A 17,749-nucleotide genomic window follows, 5' to 3' on the forward strand; every position below is an offset into this window, starting at 1 on the left:
CCGCTCAGACCTCGATATCGCCCAGGCGCAGCGCCCGCGCCACCGCCTGGGCGGTGGACGCCGCGCCGAGACGGCGGCGGGCGGCACGCAGGTGATTCTCCACGGTGCGCTCGGAAATCATCAGGATCGCCGCCACCTCCGCCTGCTGCTTGCCCAGGGCGATCCATTGCAGGACTTCCCGCTCGCGCTCGCTGAGCGCTTGCGCATCGCCCGCCGACACAGGGCCGCGCAGGCGCTTCAGGGCGAAGAACAGGATCGGGCAGAAGGCCTGGGCGGCGAGCTTGCAACCGGCATTCAGGTCCAGCCGCTCGCCGGCGAAAGACACCGCGCCCTCCAGACCGTTGCGGCCGAACACCGGCACCTGCATGCCATTGACCTGGCCGAGGTCGCGGACCCCACGGACGATGCGGTAGGTCATGCGCTCGGGATCCTCCGAGGGGCTCTTCGACCAGAAGAACGGCTCGTCCAGCTCGAGGATGTGCCGGGTGACCGGACAGTGCAGAAGATAGGCGTCGCGCTCCTGGGCGCTGCGCCCTTCGGCCCAGTCGCCATGGACGAAGAACAGCTCGTCGATCAGTTCGTCCTCGTCGGGGCGGGGGAACAGGCTGCAGACGATCACCCGGTCGAAGCCCAGGCGTGCGGCGAACTCCACCATCTCGCGGCAGACCGCCTCGGTGGTAGCGGCCTTGCGCAGCCGGGCGACGCTGTCGAAGAGAAGGCTGGCGTAGTCGGTCATGGAGCGGACGTTCCTGGCTTTTTCCGCATGATCCCCGGCTTGCCGGCAAAAGCCCATAGGGGAAAACCCTCAGGCGACCGATCGTGGGTTAGGGGATTTCCCCTATTTCGCCGGCCGGCGACCCCGCCTATCGTCTTGGTACGACCTCCATCACGCAGAAAGGAACGAGCCATGAGCAACGAGCGCGATACCAGCAGAACCCCGACGCCCGACCACGCAGAGCACAACGCGTTCTTTCCCTCGCCCTATTCCCTGAGCCAGTACACCTCGGCAAAGACCGACTTCGACGGCGCCGACTACCCGACCCCGTACAAGGGCGGCAAGAAGGTGCTGATGATCGGTACCGACGAACGCTACATCCTGATGCAGAACGGCAGCATGTTCTCCACCGGCAACCACCCGGTGGAAATGCTCCTGCCGATGTACCACCTGGACAAGGCCGGCTTCGAGTTCGATGTCGCCACGCTCTCCGGCAACCCGGTGAAGCTGGAGATGTGGGCGATGCCCGGTGAGGACGAGGCGGTGAAGAGCATCTACGCGAAGTACCTGCCCAAGCTGAAAGCGCCGCGGAAGCTCGCCGACCTCCTGGAGCAGGCCGTCGCCGACGACTCGCCGTACGCCGCGGTGTTCGTTCCCGGCGGCCACGGCGTGCTGGCGGGCATTCCGCACAGCCGGGAGGTGAAACGGCTGCTCAATGCCTTCCTCGCCAAGGACCGCTACATCATCACCCTTTGCCACGGTCCGGCCTGCCTGCTGGCACCGGCGGTCGACGAGAAGCCGGAGGACTACCCGTTCAAGGGCTACGAGATCTGCGTGTTCCCCGACGCCCTGGACACCGGCGCCAACCTGGAGATCGGCTACATGCCCGGTCCCCTGCCCTGGCTGGTGGGCGAGAACCTGCAGAAGCTCGGGGTGAAGATCCTCAACAAGGGCATCACCGGCCAGGTCCACCGCGACCGCAAGCTGCTCACCGGCGACAGCCCGCTGGCCTCCAACAACCTTGGCAAGCTGGCCGCCAAGACCCTTCTCGAAGCGTTCGCCCGCTGATTCCCCGCCGCGCCCCGTCCGTGCCCCACGGACGGGGACATCTCCCGTTCGTCCCGGCGTCATCGAACTTAAACCGGCCTGGCGCAGCATCGTCCTTCAGGAAGAGGAATGGCGCGTTGCCCGACGCCGTCCGGCGAAAGACGAATCGATGACCGCACAGAAAGAAAACTCTGACAGCACACCGACTAGTCGTCCTCCCTTCCCGCCGTTACGGTTCCGGGCTTGCGCACAAAGCCGAACCCAAGGGGGCCCCTCATGTCACTGCCGCCGTACCTCAAGCCCGGCGACAAGGTCGTGTTGTACGACCAGCACTGCCGCTTCTGCACGCTCTGGAGCGGTTTCCTGGCACGCCGCGCCGACCACCGGCTGAAGCTGCTTGCCGCGCAGTCCGCCGAAGGCCTGGCGATTCTCGATTGGTTCGGGCTGGCACCCGATCATTTCAACACCTGGCTGTTCGTCGACGGCGCCTACGCCTGCGACGACAACGATGCCCTGCTCGAGGTGCTGCGCCTGTTGCCGGGCCCCTGGCGTCACCTGCGCTGGCTGCGCCTGCTGCCAGCCTGGCTGCGCGACGAGTGCCACGAGGCGCTACGGCGCAACCGCTGGCGCTGGTTCGGCCGCCAGCGCCCACCCCTTCGTCGTCGCTCCTGGCGTCCCCGTCGAGCCTGACGCCTCTCCGCGCTGGCCGTGGCGGGTTATGCTGCCTGCGCACCAGCCTGCGGACCCATACTTGCCATGGCCCTTGACCCGAGCCAACGCCGACGACTGCGCCACGCGCTATCCGACGCCTTCGTCGACACTCTCCTGGAGCCCGAGGATATCGCCCGGCGGATAAAGGGCGTCGACCCGGCGTTGCTGGAGCGGTTGTTCTTCGAGGAAGTGGCGCCGGTCTGCCACGGCAACCTGCTCAGCCCCGCTCCGGCGGTATGGACCGCCTTCGACGAGGCCTGGCTGGAAGAGGCCATCGAGCGACGCCTGGCGCGGCAAAGGAGCTGCGCCCTGCGACGCTGGCACGAGCGCTGCCTGGTCGCCTGGCTGCGATGGCGATACGCCGACACCTGGCGCGCGATCGCCGGCGCTCTTTGAGCGAGCGCCTCAGCGAAATACCGAATGGATGAGCTTGCCGGCCTTCTTCGTGTCGACCGCCTGCTGGCGTACCGGCGGCAGCGGCTCGCGCTTGTCCTTGTCTGCCTCGTTCATCTGCGCCACCCAGGCGTCCACCCGATCGCGGCTGACGGCGCCGTAGTTGAGACGGCAGCTGTCGACGAGGGTCTTGCCCTTCTTCTCCTTGTAGCTGCACTGCACGCGGAAGTCGCCGATGTAGTTGGTGGCGAAGCTCTCGGCACGGAACGGCGCGGAGAACGGCTTGGAGGTATAGGTCTCGTAGTAGTAGTCGGTCTTGGTCAGCGGCGTAGAACGACAGTTGGACTCCACGTTTACCGCCGTGTGGGTGACGCTGCGCTTCCTTTTCCGGACCGTCTTCTCCAGCGCCTCGCCGTTGGCCTCGCAGCGCTCCTCGTACGCACCGGTCTCGCGGGTGACGGTATAGGACAGGTACCTCACCTCGAACTCGTAAAGCTCGTAGTAGCGCGGCGTCAGTGCGAGGCTGAACAGCTCGGAGTACGACGAGGTGGTGACGTGGGCCGCATGGGTCTTGGAGGCGGGATCGCGGAAACGCAGGGTCAGGCGGGTGGACGGGTCGTTGCTGCCGGTGTTCTCGAAGCCGACCACGCCGGTGACGAAGCTGGGCGGATCGCCGGCGCGCATGGAGAACCAGGACGACACCGAGCCCTGGTTCGCCGGGTTGATGTTGCAGCCCGCCAGCGCTGCCATGCAGGCGAGCACGGCAGGTAGCTTTCCTTTTCTGGGCGTCATTGAAATCCCTTTGCTCGCGACAGGAGGAAAATATCGTTAGGAAACAACGTTGAGAGGCCGGCAAGGATACCCGACTGGCGCACGGGTCGCATCATTATGACATCACGCCGCCCGCCGGCGTTGCCGCGACCGTTCGTCGAACCTGTGAATTCCGGTAGTTTCCCTTGCCGTCGCTGGCGTCCCAGGATCGGGATTTCCTGTGTTCGCCGGGAGGGTCCTGGCGTGTCCACGACCAGCCTCTGCCCCTCCGCCACGCGGGAACACGGTCCCGGCGCGAAACGCGTCCTGCCTCTGCTGTTCCTCACCTGCCTGCTGGATGCCGCTGGCGTCGGCCTGATCGTGCCCCTGCTGCCGACGCTGATCGGCAGCGTGGCGCCGCTGGCGATCCGCGACGCGGCCACCTGGGGCGCCGCCCTGGTGATGACCTTCGCGCTGCTGCAATTGTTCTTTTCGCCGGTCCTCGGCAGCCTCAGCGACCGCTTCGGACGCCGCCCCGTCCTGGTCCTGGCGATGCTCGGCTTCGCCCTCAGCTATCTGCTGCTGGCGCTGGCCGACAGCCTCTGGATGCTGTTCCTCGGTCGCGCGCTGGCCGGGCTCACCGGCGCCAGCGTGGCCACCGCGATGGCCTGCGCGGCGGACCTCGGCACGCACGGGCAGCGCACCCGGCACTTCGGCTGGCTGTACGCCGGCCTCGCCCTGGGCATGATCCTCGGCCCCGCCCTCGGTGGGCTGCTGGCGGTGCACGGCACGACGCTGCCGCTGTTGCTGGCCGCCGGCCTGTGCCTGCTCAACGCCCTGCTCGCCGGCCTGTTCCTCGAGGAAACCCTGCCCCCGACGCGACGCCGCCGCCTGGATCCGAGGCGGATGAATGCCTTGCGCTCGATCAGCGGCCTGGCTCGGCAACCGGGGGTCGGACGCCTGCTGGCGGTGCTTGCCCTGGTATTCCTCGGCTTGCAGGCGGTGATGGTGGTCTGGCCGTTCTTCGTGATCGAGAAGTTTCACTGGAGCAGCGCCTGGATCGGCTACTCGCTGGCCCTCTACGGCGTGCTCGCGGTGCTCGCCCAGACCCTCGGCGTGAACCTCTGCAAGCGGCGCCTGGACGACGCCCGCCTGCTGCGCCTGGGCCTCGCCCTGCAAGGCTGCGGCCTGCTGCTGTTCGCCCTGGTCGACTCGTCATTCTGGCTGGTCTGCGCGCTGCTGCCCTTCGCGCTCGGCAGCCTCGCCACCCCGGCCATGCAGGGGCTGCTCTCGGCCCGCGTGCCGGTGGACCGCCAGGGCGAGTTGCAGGGCGTGCTGAGCAGCCTGATGAGCCTCGCCGCGATCGTCGGTCCGCCGCTGATGAGCGGCCTGTTCCACTGGGGCAGCGGTCCGCTCGCGCCGCTGCCCCTGGCCGGCGCGCCATTCCTCGCCGGCGCCCTTCTCGTTCTGGCCGGGCTGGTCCTGGCCTGGCAACTTCGACCTACGGGAGAAGAACGATCATGGACCGGATAGACATGGGCGTGCTGGTGGTACTGTTCAATCCTGGCGACGACGACCTGGAACACCTTGGCGAACTGGCGGCGGCGTTTCCGCAACTGCGCTTCCTTGCCGTCGACAACTCACCGCACAGCGATCCGCAGCGCAATGCCCGGCTGCGCGGGCAAGGCATCGCCGTGCTGCACCACGGCAACCGGCAGGGCATCGCCGGCGCCTTCAACCAGGGGCTCGACGCGCTGTTCCGGCGTGGCGTGCAGGGTGTGCTGCTGCTCGACCAGGACTCCCGTCCCGGCGGCGCCTTCCTCGCCGCCCAGTGGCGCAACCTGCAGGCGCGCAACGGTCAGGCCTGCCTGCTCGGCCCACGGATCTTCGACCGGGGTGACCGGCGCTTCCTGCCGGCCATCCATCTCGACGGACTGACGCTCAGGCAATTGTCTCTGGACGGCCTGACGACCCCGCAGCGCACCTCGTTCCTGATCTCCTCCGGCTGCCTGCTGACCCGCGAGGCCTACCAGCGCCTCGGCCACTTCGACGAGGAACTGTTCATCGACCACGTGGACACCGAATACAGCCTGCGCGCCCAGGCGCTGGACGTGCCCCTGTACGTCGACCCGCGGCTGGTCCTCGAGCACCGCATCGGCACGCGCAAGACCCGCCGCCTCGGCGGTCTCAGCCTCAGCGCGATGAACCACGCCCCGCTGCGCCGCTACTACCTGGCGCGCAACGGCCTGCTGGTCCTGCGCCGCTACGCCCGGTCCTCGCCGCTGGCCCTGCTGGCGAACCTGCCGACCCTGACCCAGGGCCTCGCGGTGCTCCTGCTCGAGCGCGACAAGCTGCTCAAGCTGCGCTGCCTGGGCTGGGGCCTGTGGGACGGCCTGCGGGGGCGCGGCGGCGCGCTGGAGCGCAACCGCCCGCGCCTGCTGAAGCGCCTCGCCGGTCCGGCGGTGGCGTCCGTAGCTTCCGGCAAGGCCAAGGCCTAGTCGGCGAAACGCATTCCCGCATAGGGCGCTTGCCGGCACGCCGCGAGCCGGCTGAGCAGGTCGCCGACGTGGGCCTCCAGGCGATGGCCGTCCGGGTCGAGGAAGTAGAACGAATCGCCCTCGCTGCGGTTCTGCTTCCATTCGCGCACGCCATGCGCGCGCAGCTGCGCGGCGAAGCGGGCGAAATCCGCGGCGGCGATGCCGAAGGCGTAGTGCGTGTAGTCCGCGGCCGGCCCACCGTACTGCGGCTCCCGGGACAGGCACAGCCACAGCGAACCCAGTTCGAGATAGGCGCCCTGGTCCCAGCGCGCTTCCAGGCGAAAGCCGAGAAGATCGCGGTAGAAGGCGATGCTGGCCGGCAGGTCGGCGACCGCCAGGGTCAGGTGATTGAGACCGGTGAGCATGGGGGGCTCCTTGCAAGGTTTGGCGGGAGGACGATTCAGGCACGCCCCAGCCAGTCGCCGCGGATCATTTCCATCAGTTGGCGCAAGCCGGGTTGCGGCTGGCGTCGGCTCGGATAATAGAGGCAGAACGGCGCGCCCATCGAGGTCCAGTCGGGCAATACCAGTTGCAGCCGGCCGCTACGCAGCTCCTCGGCGATTCCCACTTCCAGGCAGTAGGCCAGGCCAATGCCGTCCAGGGCCGCGGCGACCGCCGTATTGCTTTCGTTGACGCTGAAAGGGCCGGGCACGTCGACCTCGACCATCCGCTCGCCGTCGCCCAGTTCCCATTTGTAGAACGAGTTGTCGCCCAGGCGCATGCGGATGCAGGCGTGCCGCAACAGGTCGTCCGGCCGCTGGGGCACGCCGTGGCGCGCCAGGTAATCGGGCGACGCGGCCACCACCCAGCGCAGCTCCCCGGTCAATGGCACCGCGACCATGTCCTGGGGCACCGTGCCGCCGTAACGGATGCCGGCGTCGTAGCCGTCGGCGACGATGTCGACCATGCGGTCCTCCACCGAAAGTTCCAGTTGCAGGTCCGGATACGCCTCGGTGAAGCGCCTGAGGACCGGCCCCAGCAGCAGCCGCGAGGCATCGCGCGGCACGTTCAGGCGCAGCCGGCCCACCGGCGAGGTGCGATAGGCATCGAGCTCGCCGAGCGCCTCGCCGATCACCTGGAAACCATCCTCCAGCTTGGCCGCCAGCGCGCTACCGGCATCGGTCGGCACCACCGAACGGCTGGTACGGTTAAGCAGCTTCACCCCGAGCCGCGCCTCGAGGTTGCGCATGCTGTGGCTCAGCGCCGAGGTACTGACACCCAGCTCCTGGGCTGAGTGACGGAAGCTGCGGCGCCGGACGATGGTCATGAAGACGTTCAGGTCGGCGAGTTCGGAACGGGTGAAAGCCGGCATTCCAGGGCTCCTGGCAGTTCTCGGAGGTCAATGCAGCATTGAGCCACATTCAATCTCGGGTGATCTAGAGTAATCGCTCCGTGCCGCCGAGCGCATTGCCGGCAAGCGTTTTCCCGATCTGCAGGAGTATTTCCATGAGCGTTGAAAGCATTCGCATCGAGGGTATCGACACGCCGGTCTCGCGCATCGGCCTCGGCACCTGGGCCATCGGCGGCTGGATGTGGGGCGGCGCTGACGACGCGACGTCGGTGGAAACCATCCGGCGTGCGGTGGAATCCGGGATCAACCTGATCGACACCGCGCCGGTCTATGGCTTCGGCCATTCCGAAGAGGTCGTCGGCAAGGCCTTGCAGGGCCTGCGCGACAAGGCGGTGATCGCCACCAAGGCGGCGCTGGAGTGGAGCGACGCGGGCATCCACCGCAACGCCTCCGCCGCACGCATCCGCCGGGAGGTCGAGGACTCGCTGCGGCGGCTGAAAACCGATCGTATCGACCTGTACCAGATTCACTGGCCGGACCCGCTGGTGGCGCACGAGGAAACCGCCGGCGAACTGGAGCGCCTGCGCCGCGACGGCAAGATCCTCGCCATCGGCGTGAGCAACTATTCGCCGGAACAGATGGACGGGTTCCGCCAGTTCGCTCCGCTGGCCAGCGTGCAGCCACCCTACAACCTGTTCGAGCGCGCCATCGACGCCGACGTGCTGCCCTACGCCGAGCGTAACGGCATCGTCGTGCTGGCCTACGGAGCGCTGTGCCGCGGCCTGCTTTCCGGACGGATGAACGCCGAGACCCGCTTCGATGGCGACGACCTGCGCAAGTCCGACCCGAAGTTCCAGCAGCCCCGCTTCGCCCAGTACCTGGCAGCGGTCGCGCAACTGGAGGAACTGGCTCGCGAGCGCTATGGCAAGTCGGTGCTGGCCCTGGCCATCCGCTGGATTCTCGATCGCGGCCCTACGGTGGCGCTGTGGGGGGCGCGCAAGCCGGAGCAGTTGAACGGCATCGCCGACGCCTTCGGCTGGCGCCTGGACGACGAGGCCATGGCCCGCATCGAGCGGATCCTCGCCGAGACCATCCAGGATCCGGTCGGTCCCGAGTTCATGGCGCCGCCCAGCCGCAACGCCTGATCGGACGGCCGGGGCGGCAACGCCCCTGGCCGCTGGCCTGACGGAGCGGCGAAAGGCAAAATGGCGGTTTTTCTCAAGGACTGCCGGATCAGTTATGGAAAACGTCTACAAGACCCCGGAAGCGCCCCTGGTGGAAATCCGCGGCGCGAAGCGGGCGCATTTCTTCGTCACTTCCCTGGGCAAGATGAGCGTGCTCTTCCTCGTCACCCTGGGGCTGTACGGCGTGTACTGGATGTACAAGCACTGGAAGGCCCAGCAACCGCAGATGGAGCGGCGGATCAGCCCGGTATGGCGGGCGATCTTCGGCATCTTCTTTTTCCACGCCCTCGCCCGGCGGATCCACCAGGCCCTGCCGGAAGAGCGCCAGGCACTATGGAGCCCGAGCAAGGATGCGACCTGGGCGGTGCTGCTGACGGTCGCGGCGAACCTGATCAGCCACCTCACCGACGTGGTCCCCGCGCTGGAGCCCTACTCGCTGCCCTCGCTCCTGCTGCTGCTCACGCCGCTTATCCCGATGCGCAACATCCAGCGCCAGGCCAACCTCGCCAGCGGCGACCCGCAGGGCACGGGCAACGCCGGCTATTCGGGCTACAACCTGCTGTTCATCGTGCTCGGCGCGCTCTACTGGCTGCTGATCCTGATCGGTTCCGCGGTGATCCTCTTCGGCTCGTCCCAGGGCTGAGCCGCCTCAGCCGGGAAACGCCCGGCGCAACAGTTCGGGCAGCACCTCGCCGGCCGGACCGACGAGACAGTGTTCGCGCGGATGGCGGGTGCGCACCGGTTGCGGGTTCACATGCACGACGCTGGCACCGTGCTCCAGCGCCAGTCCGGGTATCCGCGCCGCCGGCTGCACCACGCCGGAAGTGCCGACGCTGAGCAACAGGTCGCACTCGCAGGCCGCGGCGAAAGCCTCGCGCAGCGCCGCCTCGGGCAGCGCCTCGCCGAACCAGACCACGCCCGGCCGGACCTGTCCGCCGCAGGCCGGACAACGCGGCGGCTCGATCCGTCGTCCCTCTTCCGGCTCGACCGAATCGGGCAAGGCGTCCCGGTAGGCTGCCGCGCAGGTCGCGCAACGCGGCGCGTGCAGGCTGCCATGCAGGTGAAGGACGTCGCGGCTGCCGGCGCGTTCATGCAGGTCGTCGACGTTCTGGGTGACCAACCGGGTGTCGGCGATCCGTCCGCTCAATGCGGCAATCGCCCGGTGCGCGGGATTCGGCTGGACACCCAGCACCTTCAGGCGGCGCCACTCGTACCAGCCCCAGACCAGCGCGGGATCGTCGGCGAAGGCCGCGGGCGTAGCCAGGGCCGCCGGATCGTAGCGCGCCCAGAGACCGCCAAGGGCATCGCGGAAGGTGGGAATCCCGCTTTCCGCCGACACCCCGGCGCCCGTGAAGATCACCAGGCGGCGGGCGCCGGCGAGCAGTTCGACGACAGCGCGCATCTCGCTCCTCCGCTTACAGCGCGGACAACGCGCGGTATTCGTCCTGGGCATGCTGGTCGGTCATGCCGCTGACGAAATCCTGGAGCATACGGCAGCGGTGGTAGAACTCCCACTGCCGCTGCAACGGGTCCTCCGCCACACCTTTCATGGCCTCCAGGTAAGCCTTGATCTGCTGGCTCGGCAGGCGCCGAACCAGCAGTTGCGGATGCGGCGCGGCGGCCTGGCGACCTTCGGCGAGGGCCTGGAACTCCTCGGCCGGCAGGCGCAGCAGCGGCGCGTAGAAATCCAGCAGGCCCTGGATGATGCGGTAGCCCTGCAATTCCAGGGTTTCCACCTCCGGATGGCAGAACACCCATTCCATGGCCACGTCCTTGAACGTCTGGACGATGGCGTGCGGCAGGCTGCCGTCCTCCATCAGCGCGCGGCCGAGGGTGCCGGCATGAACCGCTTCGAGGTTGTCGATGAACTGCTGGGCGGCGTGCTGGACCAGCGGGTGGATCATTTTCACTCGCAGGCGGATGAAGAATTCGCTGACCTTGTTGATCGGCTCCCGCTCGGCCTTTTCCAGCGAGTAGTCGACCATCCGCTGGAAGCTCATGTTGTCCGCGTCGCCGGGAATCGGCGCGTCCGGCGAATGGTGGACGGCAAACTTCTTCACCAGCAGATCCGCCAATTGACGGATGTCGAGGATGCCTTTTTCCACCGAGTCTTCGATATCGGCCAGGCAATAGGAGATATCGTCGGCCGCTTCCATGATGTAGGCCACAGGGTGGCGAGTGCCCGGGCGCATGCCGAGGACTCGGCGCAGTTCGTCGACGAAGGCTTCCTCGGAAAGATAGAAGCCCGGCTTCTTGTTCAGGTAGTGGTTCGCCGCCGCCTTGTCCGGCTTCGGCTCGTAGGCCGGGCGCACGTACTTGAGCAGGCCGGCGGTCTGCGTGTAGGTGAGGTTCAGGCGCAGCAGCTTCACCACCAGGCGGATGGCCTGGGCGTTGCCTTCGAAGTGCTTGAGGTCGGTGAGCATGCGCTGCTGCAACAGGCCGTCGCCCTGGCCCGGCGGTATGCGGCGCTCGAACAGGGCGTCGAGGTTGCGTTCGAACCAGTCGTTGATGGCGTACTCGCCGAAATGACCGAACGGCGGATTGCCGACGTCGTGCATCAGGCAGGCCATTTCCACCAGGCTTTCCAGCGCGCCTTCCAGCCCGTCCAGGCCGGCCTCCGCGGCACGCGGGCCCAGTTGGCGGAACAGCGTGCGGACGATGAAACGCCCGGTCTGCTGCACTTCCAGGGAATGGGTCAGGCGGCTGCGCACCGCCGCGTTGCGCTCCAGCGGGAAGACCTGGGTCTTCTGCTGCAAGCGACGCACGGCGGCGGAATTGACGATGCGCCCGCGGTCGCTTTCCAACTGGTAGACGATGTCTTGCAGATCGGTATTCCCGGCATGTCCGTAGGTTTCCCTGTCATGCGGACGCTGGCGGGATATCCGCTCCTTGAAATCCACGGCCCCTGGCATCTGGCGCTGTTCTCCACTCGGTCGGCTGCGAACCCCGAGCCTAGCGCGTGGCGGCGGTTTAACCAAGGTCGCGACAATCCGTCCCACTACCGTTCGCGATCCGCCCTCTTCCCCGGGCGGCGGCAACTGGCAGAATACCCCGCTCGGCACCAGCGACCCCCGCCGCAGAACGGGGGCGCCGCCGATCATGCGTGCGCCCAGAGAAACAGGAACGTTCAGGGAGGTTCCGCATGAGCATCACATCCACCGACATCTGCCAGGCCGCCGATGCCCTCAAGGGGTTCGTCGGTTTCAACCGCAAGACCGGCCGCTACATCGTGCGTTTCAGCGAAGACTCCTTCGGCATGGACGTAGCCGACGACAGCATCACGCCCACCAGCGAGTTCGTCTGGAGTTCGGTACGCGACGACGTCATGCGCCTGGGCCGCGAGCAGTTGCAGATCCTGCTGGAACAGAACATCAACGAACGACTGAACATCGGCGAGCCGCTACTGGTCTATCTGCGCCGCCAGGACCTGCCGGAAATCACCGCACAACGCCAGTTGCGCTGAGCGCCGTCGATCGCCGCCCGCGCCGGGCGCTGCGCCACGCATTATGCTGGAAGCGTCCGCCGCCGTCCGGCGCCGCGGACGCCATCGGCCATCCGGCGCGCCACGCAGGTGCTGCGTGGGGAGGTGAACGCCATGAGCAAGGGACTGAACGCGAAGAAGGAAACTCGTAGGAAACCGCTGAAAACCGCCCAGGAGAAACGCCTGGCGAAACGAGCGAAAAAACACGGTCCGGCGGTGCCGCTCGGCACCCCATCGCGGAGCTGAGCCAGGCCGGAGCAGAGCCGCAGGCGCAACCGCTCAATCGTCCGCGGCGGGGTCCAGGTCGGGGAACAGCACCTCGGTGAAGCCGAACTTGCTGAAGTCGGTGATTCGCGAGGGATACAGGCGGCCGATCAGGTGGTCGCACTCGTGCTGCACCACCCGCGCATGGAACCCTTCGACGCTGCGGTCGATCGGCTGTCCCTGCGGGTCCAGGCCCTGGTAGCGGATGCGCCGATGGCGCGATACCGCGCCGCGCAACCCCGGCACCGACAGGCAGCCCTCCCAGCCCTCTTCCATCTCGTCGTCCAGCAGGGTGATCCGCGGGTTCAGCAGGATGGTCGGCGGCACGGCCGGGGCGTCCGGATAGCGCTCGCTGCGCTCGAAACCGAAGATCACCAGCTGCAGGTCGACGCCGATCTGCGGCGCGGCCAGCCCTACCCCGCCGACGTGATGCATGGTTTCGAACATGTCGTCGATCAGCCGTTGCAGCTCCTCGCTGCCGAACAGTTCGGACGGCACCGGCTGCGCGATACGCAACAGGCGCTCGTCACCCATCTTGAGGATTTCCCGGATCATGCCGCCCCCTGATAAAGGTCAGTAACGCCCTACATGCTCAGCCAGAAAACCAGACAGGACAAGACGCAAAGCGCTTCCATCTCCGGCAATTGCGCCATTGATTTGACACCGAACGGCTTTCTTTCCCGGCACATCCGGTAATATTCGCCGCACACCGACTACACTGGCCAGTCGTGCCACCCCGCTACGTTTTCCTGGAGGAAACCTTTTTGCCTTCGTTGCCCACCTTGCAGCCCCTCGACCTCTACAGGCGCACCCTGGCCTGCCTGGTCCTGGCGGTTTCCTGCCTGGGCGGCGGAGGCCTGTGGGCGGACGACGCACGGACGTCGGTCGAGCAACGCAGCAATGCGGTCAGCCAGGTTCTGCTGGGCATATTCAGCTACGTGCGCTGGCCGAAGGAGCCGGCGGTCCTGCAACTCTGCGTGGTCGGACCGACCGAGTACGCCGACGGCCTGCTCCGCGGCATGGTGCAGGCCAATGGCAGGCGCGTGCATGCGGAACGCCGCGCGGTGGACAACCCGGACCTCGGCACGCTCTGCAACGTGATCTACCTCGGAGTGGTCGACGAGCGCGAGCGCCAGCAGGTGTTCCGCAGCCTGGCCGGGCATCCGGTCCTGTCCATCAGCGAGCGTGGCACCGAATGCAGCGTCGGCAGCATGTTCTGCCTCAACGTCGGCGGTCCGCGCATCACCTTCGAGGCCAATCTCGACTCCATCGCCCGCAGCGGCGTACGCGTGCACCCGAGCGTATTGAAACTGGCAAGGCGGCAGGCCACTCCGTGATGAACCGTCGTCGTCGCTATACGGGTTCCAATCCATCGCTGCGCCGGGTGCTCTATCGCGCGCACCTGGGCGTGGCGCTGGTCGCGGTATTCACCGCCGGGCTGGCGGTGACCCTGGTCGGCCTGCTGACCCTGCGCGCCTATGCCGACCCCAACCAGCAACTGATCGCCCGTTCCATCAGCTATACCGTCGAGGCCGCGGTGGTCTTCGGCGATGCCCAGGCCGCCGAGGAGTCCCTGGCGCTGATCGCCTCCAGCGAAGAGGTCTCCAGCGCCATCGTCTACGACCGCCAGGGACAGACCCTGGCCAGTTGGCATCGGGAAAGCACCGGGCCGCTGCACCTGCTGGAACAGCAACTGGCGCACTGGCTGCTCAGCGCGCCGACCGAACAACCGATCCTGCACGACGGCCAGAAGATCGGTTCGGTGGAGGTGAAGGGCTCCGGCGGCAGCCTGCTGCGCTTCCTGCTCACCGGTTTCGCCGGCATGGTCCTGTGCCTGCTGCTTACCGCCCTGGGCGCCTTCTACCTGTCGCGGCGGCTGGTACGCGGTATCGTCGGCCCGCTCGACCAACTGGCGAAGGTCGCGCATACCGTGCGCCGCGAACGGGATTTCGAGAAGCGCGTACCGGAAGCCGGCATCGCCGAGCTGAGCCAACTGGGCGAGGACTTCAACGCCCTGCTCGACGAACTCGAATCCTGGCAGGCGCGCCTGCAGGACGAGAACGCCTCGCTGGCGCACCAGGCCCACCACGACAGCCTGACCAGCCTGCCCAACCGCGCCTTCTTCGAAGGCCGCCTGAGCCGGGCGCTGCGCGATGCCAACGAGCATCGCGAGCAATTGGCGGTGCTGTTCATCGACAGCGACCGCTTCAAGGAGATCAACGACCGCCTCGGCCATGCCGCCGGCGACACCGTGCTGGTCAACATCGCCATGCGCATCCGTGGGCAGTTGCGCGAAAGCGACCTGGTGGCGCGCCTGGGCGGCGACGAATTCGCCGTCCTGCTCGCACCGCTGGCGTCCGGCGCCGACGCCCTGCGCATCGCCGACAACATCATCGCCAGCATGCAGGCGCCGATCCGGCTCAGCGACGGCAGCACGGTGAGTACCTCGCTGACCATCGGCATCGCCCTCTATCCCGAGCATGCGGATACCCCGGCGGCGCTGCTCCACGACGCCGACATGGCGATGTACATCGCCAAGCGCCAGGCCCGCGGCAGCCGGCGCCTGGCGGAACTCAACGACCCCCGCATCCTTCAGGAAGAAAAGGAGATAGACAGTGCTACCCCAGAGGCTCCACCCAAGTAGATTGCTCGCCCTCGCCCTGTTCAGCCTTGTGCTGGGCCTGGCCGGTTGCCAGACCAAGCCGCCGCAGACCGGCCTGAGCGCCGAGCAGATCGCCGTGCTCCAGGAGCAGGGCTTCGAACTCCGCGACGAAGGCTGGGAGTTCGGCATGTCGAGCAAGGTGCTGTTCGGCAACAATCTCGACCGTCTCAATCCCGACAGCCGCAACACCCTGACCAAGATCGCCCGCGCCTTGCTCGCGGTAGACATCGACAAGGTCCGCCTGGAAGGCCACACCGACAACTACGGCGACGAAGGCTACAACCAGAAGCTCTCCGAACGGCGCGCCGAATCGGTGGCCGCGGTATTCCGCGAAGCCGGCATGCCGGCGGCCAACATCGAGGTCCGCGGCCTTGGCATGAGCAAGCCGGTGGCCGATAACAAGACCCGCGCCGGCCGCAGCGAGAACCGCCGCGTCGCCATCATCGTTCCCGCCGAGTAATCCTGCGCTCGCGGGCTGCGTACGGCCCACCCGTACCTGGCCCGTCCATCGCCCGGCCCCGCCACTACCCCGCTTCCGGCCTATGTTGAAGGAAGAAGCCAGCAGACCGGCGTACCGGCCGCCGCTGCCGCGGATGCTAGACTGAATGCTGCGCAGGAAACCGACAATCCCGGCCGACCTGCCGCTTGCGGGTGCTCCGGGATTCACCGACAGGGGGTATCGACCTTTGCCTGTTCGCCCAAGGAACAGGCCGTCAGACGATGGGAGGCATGCCATGAACCGGCATTACTACATCAGCGACAACCTCGACGAGCTGGAACGGCTCGAAGCCGAACTGGAAGCCAGCGGCATCGCCACCGAGCAGATCCACGTCCTCAGCGAAAAGGACGCGGAGACCGGCCAGCGCCATCTGCACGAAGTCTCTCCGTTCATGAAGAAGGATGTGGTCCGCTCCGGCCGTGTCGGCCTGCTGGTCGGCCTCGTCCTGGCCATCGTCGCCGTGGCCTTCGCCTATGCCAGCGGCTGGACGGAAACCGCCGCCGGCTGGATTCCGGTGATCTTCCTCGGCGCCATGCTCTGCGCGTTCTGCCTGTGGGAAGGCAGCTTCTTCGGCCTGCAGCGCACCAACCGCGCCTTCCGTCCCTTCGAAGAACGCCTGCACCAGGGGCAGCACCTGTTCTTCGTCGATGTGAAGAACGCCCAGGAGCCGATCCTGGTCAACGTGGTCAGCCACCACCCGCGCCTGCAGGACGCCGGCACCGGCCCCGCGGTCTCTCCGCTGCTGCTGGGCTGGCAGCAACGCTGGCGGCAGTTCCGGCGGATGGTCTGAGCGGCGGGGCCTGCGCACCGCGCAGGTCCTGCGGCGTCCCTCCGGCTGCTAGAATATCCGGCTACCCGCCCGCCATCCCGGCCGGCGCGGCCCGTCAGGAAACTCCATGAAACTCGATAAAGCGGCAGCCATCGCACAGCTCAACCAGGCCTTGGGCATGTCCGTGCTGGATGCCGGCAACACCCTGCTCGCCCGCTTCAACAAGAGCAAGAACGTCTGGTGGTTCGATATTCCGCTCAGCCAACTGAAGGCCGGCAAGTTCCTCAACCTGCTGCTGGCGAACCCGGCCGGCGATGCAGTGGAGCACCTGAAGGTGCCCACCGGTTTCCTTCGCCAGCAGCAGGACAGCCTGGAACTGCGCGACAAGAACGCCCGCCGGCCGACCCTCAGCCTGGAGCTGAGCGCGGACCCCGGCAAGCGCCTGCGCGACGTCCGCCCCGGCGGCGCTGGCCTGGACTTCGCCCCGTTCCTCCAGCCCTGAGCGGAAACCTCAGCGCGGCAGTTCGATGCGTTCCGGGTGGATCAGGATCAGGCCTTTCTTGTAGAGGCCGCCGATGGCCTTCTTGAAGGTCCCCTTGCTGACCCCGAAGAGCCGGTGGATATCTTCCGGCGAACTCTTGTCGCTGAGCGGCAGGCTGCCGCCGGCCTCCAGCAGCCGGGCGAGAATCTGCTGGCTCAGCTCGACGGCGGCCTCGGCGCCGACCGGCTGCAGGCTAAGGGCGATCTTGCCGTCCGCGCGCAATTCCTTGATGTAGCCCTGTTCGCGCATGCCGCTGCGGAGGAACTTGAACGCCTCGTTCTTGTGGATCAGGCCCCAGTGCTTGCCCTCGATGATCGCCTTGAAGCCCATCTCGGTACGCTCCACCACCAGCAGGTCGACCGCCTGGCCGACGCTGTAGCGTGGCGGCAGGTTGTCCAACTGGCGGTCCAGGCGTGCGGTGGCGGTGATGCGGTTGGTGCGCTTGTCCAGGTAGACGTAGACCACGCAGTAGTCGCCGACCTGCAACGGACGCTTTTCTTCCGAATGCGGCAGCAGCAGGTCCTTGGGCAGGCCCCAGTCGAGGAACAGGCCGATCCGGTTGATCTCCACGACCTTCAGGCTGGCGAAACCGCCGACCTGGACCTTGGGCGTCTGAGTGGTGGCGATCAGGCGGTCGTCGCTGTCCAGGTAGATGAACACGTTGAGCCAGTCGCCCACTTCGCTGGGCTGGTCCTTCGGCACATAGCGCTTGGGCAGGAGGATCTCGCCGTGCTGGGTACCGTCGAGATAGAGCCCGAACTCCGTGTGCTTGACCACCTGCAGTGAATTGAAACGCCCGATGACCGCCATGTTGTCTCCCCCTGTCGAAGGGGCGGCATTCTACCGGGCGCCACGCATGCGGGCGGAAGTTTTTGCCGGTACGCCGACGCCGCTCATCGCCTTGC

22 protein-coding genes are annotated in these 17,749 nt (G+C 67.1%); 14 read left to right on the forward strand and 8 right to left on the reverse strand.

Annotation, left to right across the window (positions count from 1 at the left end; all coding sequences use genetic code 11):
* Positions 1-4: 4 nt before the first annotated feature.
* Complete coding sequence (locus tag AT700_RS19615) at positions 5-736, reverse strand: PA1136 family autoinducer-binding transcriptional regulator (RefSeq protein WP_003112485.1); 732 nt, start codon at positions 734-736, stop codon at positions 5-7.
* Between the two features lie 171 nt (positions 737-907).
* On the opposite strand from AT700_RS19615, the gene hchA reads away from it, so the two are divergent.
* From hchA to AT700_RS19630, 3 genes are all read left to right on the forward strand, one after another.
* On the forward strand, positions 908-1,783 hold the full coding sequence (gene hchA, locus AT700_RS19620) for a glyoxalase III HchA (RefSeq protein WP_003082292.1): 876 nt from the start codon (positions 908-910) through the stop codon (positions 1,781-1,783).
* A gap of 255 nt (positions 1,784-2,038) precedes the next feature.
* Positions 2,039-2,452, forward strand: a complete 414-nt coding sequence (locus AT700_RS19625; protein WP_003116330.1) for a thiol-disulfide oxidoreductase DCC family protein — start codon at positions 2,039-2,041, stop codon at positions 2,450-2,452.
* Between the two features lie 66 nt (positions 2,453-2,518).
* Positions 2,519-2,869 carry a hypothetical protein gene (locus tag AT700_RS19630; RefSeq protein WP_003082290.1) on the forward strand — a complete coding sequence of 117 codons (351 nt, stop codon included), beginning with the start codon at positions 2,519-2,521 and terminating at the stop codon, positions 2,867-2,869.
* Positions 2,870-2,878: 9 nt separating this feature from the next.
* Here AT700_RS19630 and AT700_RS19635 read toward each other — a convergent pair whose 3' ends face one another.
* Positions 2,879-3,568, reverse strand: a complete 690-nt coding sequence (locus tag AT700_RS19635) for a hypothetical protein (RefSeq protein WP_003123148.1) — start codon at positions 3,566-3,568, stop codon at positions 2,879-2,881.
* Between the two features lie 312 nt (positions 3,569-3,880).
* On the opposite strand from AT700_RS19635, the gene AT700_RS19640 reads away from it, so the two are divergent.
* Both AT700_RS19640 and AT700_RS19645 read left to right on the forward strand, forming a co-directional pair.
* Positions 3,881-5,149, forward strand: coding sequence for an MFS transporter (locus AT700_RS19640; RefSeq protein WP_003145470.1), 1,269 nt, complete (start codon positions 3,881-3,883; stop codon positions 5,147-5,149).
* Positions 5,137-6,114, forward strand: coding sequence for a rhamnosyltransferase (locus AT700_RS19645; RefSeq protein ID WP_003082283.1), 978 nt, complete (start codon positions 5,137-5,139; stop codon positions 6,112-6,114). The genes AT700_RS19640 and AT700_RS19645 overlap by 13 nt, the downstream gene beginning before the upstream one ends.
* On the opposite strand, the gene AT700_RS19650 is transcribed toward AT700_RS19645, so the two are convergent.
* Complete coding sequence (locus AT700_RS19650) at positions 6,111-6,518, reverse strand: FosA family fosfomycin resistance glutathione transferase (protein ID WP_003163118.1); 408 nt, start codon at positions 6,516-6,518, stop codon at positions 6,111-6,113. The genes AT700_RS19645 and AT700_RS19650 overlap by 4 nt on opposite strands.
* Before the next feature lie 35 nt (positions 6,519-6,553).
* A complete protein-coding gene (locus AT700_RS19655; protein ID WP_003120586.1) occupies positions 6,554-7,465 on the reverse strand; it encodes a LysR family transcriptional regulator in 912 nt (303 codons plus the stop codon).
* A gap of 134 nt (positions 7,466-7,599) precedes the next feature.
* On the opposite strand from AT700_RS19655, the gene AT700_RS19660 reads away from it, so the two are divergent.
* Both AT700_RS19660 and AT700_RS19665 read left to right on the forward strand, forming a co-directional pair.
* Entirely contained in the window at positions 7,600-8,589 is a 990-nt protein-coding gene (locus tag AT700_RS19660) for an aldo/keto reductase (protein WP_003082273.1), read from the forward strand.
* A gap of 94 nt (positions 8,590-8,683) precedes the next feature.
* On the forward strand, positions 8,684-9,271 hold the full coding sequence (locus AT700_RS19665) for a DUF4234 domain-containing protein (protein ID WP_034051797.1): 588 nt from the start codon (positions 8,684-8,686) through the stop codon (positions 9,269-9,271).
* Positions 9,272-9,277: 6 nt separating this feature from the next.
* Here the strand turns inward: AT700_RS19665 and AT700_RS19670 are convergent, their stop codons facing one another.
* Together AT700_RS19670 and dgt are read right to left on the reverse strand one after the other, a co-directional pair.
* Positions 9,278-10,030: an SIR2 family NAD-dependent protein deacylase gene (locus tag AT700_RS19670; protein ID WP_003086499.1), complete on the reverse strand. Its 753-nt coding sequence runs from the start codon at positions 10,028-10,030 to the stop codon at positions 9,278-9,280.
* Between the two features lie 13 nt (positions 10,031-10,043).
* A complete protein-coding gene (dgt, locus tag AT700_RS19675; RefSeq protein WP_003145473.1) occupies positions 10,044-11,540 on the reverse strand; it encodes a dGTPase in 1,497 nt (498 codons plus the stop codon).
* Between the two features lie 230 nt (positions 11,541-11,770).
* On the opposite strand from dgt, the gene AT700_RS19680 reads away from it, so the two are divergent.
* Positions 11,771-12,091 carry a DUF2025 family protein gene (locus AT700_RS19680; protein WP_003082265.1) on the forward strand — a complete coding sequence of 107 codons (321 nt, stop codon included), beginning with the start codon at positions 11,771-11,773 and terminating at the stop codon, positions 12,089-12,091.
* A 132-nt stretch (positions 12,092-12,223) separates the two neighbouring features.
* Complete coding sequence (locus AT700_RS30475; protein WP_255253581.1) at positions 12,224-12,355, forward strand: hypothetical protein; 132 nt, start codon at positions 12,224-12,226, stop codon at positions 12,353-12,355.
* Positions 12,356-12,388: 33 nt separating this feature from the next.
* On the opposite strand, the gene def is transcribed toward AT700_RS30475, so the two are convergent.
* The gene (gene def / locus AT700_RS19685; RefSeq protein ID WP_003120589.1) at positions 12,389-12,928 is read right to left on the reverse strand and encodes a peptide deformylase; all 540 of its coding nucleotides are present in this window, start codon (positions 12,926-12,928) and stop codon (positions 12,389-12,391) included.
* Between the two features lie 209 nt (positions 12,929-13,137).
* On the opposite strand from def, the gene yfiR reads away from it, so the two are divergent.
* The 5 genes from yfiR (at position 13,138) to AT700_RS19710 (ending at position 16,805) form a co-directional block, all read left to right on the forward strand.
* The gene (yfiR, locus tag AT700_RS19690) at positions 13,138-13,710 is read left to right on the forward strand and encodes a diguanylate cyclase inhibitor YfiR (protein ID WP_003082257.1); all 573 of its coding nucleotides are present in this window, start codon (positions 13,138-13,140) and stop codon (positions 13,708-13,710) included.
* Complete coding sequence (tpbB, locus tag AT700_RS19695; RefSeq protein ID WP_003082256.1) at positions 13,710-15,017, forward strand: diguanylate cyclase TpbB; 1,308 nt, start codon at positions 13,710-13,712, stop codon at positions 15,015-15,017. The genes yfiR and tpbB overlap by 1 nt, the downstream gene beginning before the upstream one ends.
* Entirely contained in the window at positions 14,989-15,495 is a 507-nt protein-coding gene (locus AT700_RS19700) for an OmpA family protein (protein ID WP_003082254.1), read from the forward strand. The genes tpbB and AT700_RS19700 overlap by 29 nt, the downstream gene beginning before the upstream one ends.
* A 274-nt stretch (positions 15,496-15,769) precedes the next feature.
* Positions 15,770-16,324 carry a magnesium transporter gene (locus AT700_RS19705; RefSeq protein WP_003112496.1) on the forward strand — a complete coding sequence of 185 codons (555 nt, stop codon included), beginning with the start codon at positions 15,770-15,772 and terminating at the stop codon, positions 16,322-16,324.
* Between the two features lie 106 nt (positions 16,325-16,430).
* Complete coding sequence (locus tag AT700_RS19710; RefSeq protein WP_003082252.1) at positions 16,431-16,805, forward strand: hypothetical protein; 375 nt, start codon at positions 16,431-16,433, stop codon at positions 16,803-16,805.
* Positions 16,806-16,814: 9 nt separating this feature from the next.
* Here the strand turns inward: AT700_RS19710 and AT700_RS19715 are convergent, their stop codons facing one another.
* On the reverse strand, positions 16,815-17,654 hold the full coding sequence (locus tag AT700_RS19715) for a S1 RNA-binding domain-containing protein (RefSeq protein ID WP_003082250.1): 840 nt from the start codon (positions 17,652-17,654) through the stop codon (positions 16,815-16,817).
* Between the last annotated feature and the right edge of the window lie 95 nt (positions 17,655-17,749).

It is taken from the genome of Pseudomonas aeruginosa (assembly GCF_001457615.1).
In the GTDB taxonomy this organism is placed as follows: Bacteria; Pseudomonadota; Gammaproteobacteria; order Pseudomonadales; family Pseudomonadaceae; genus Pseudomonas; species Pseudomonas aeruginosa.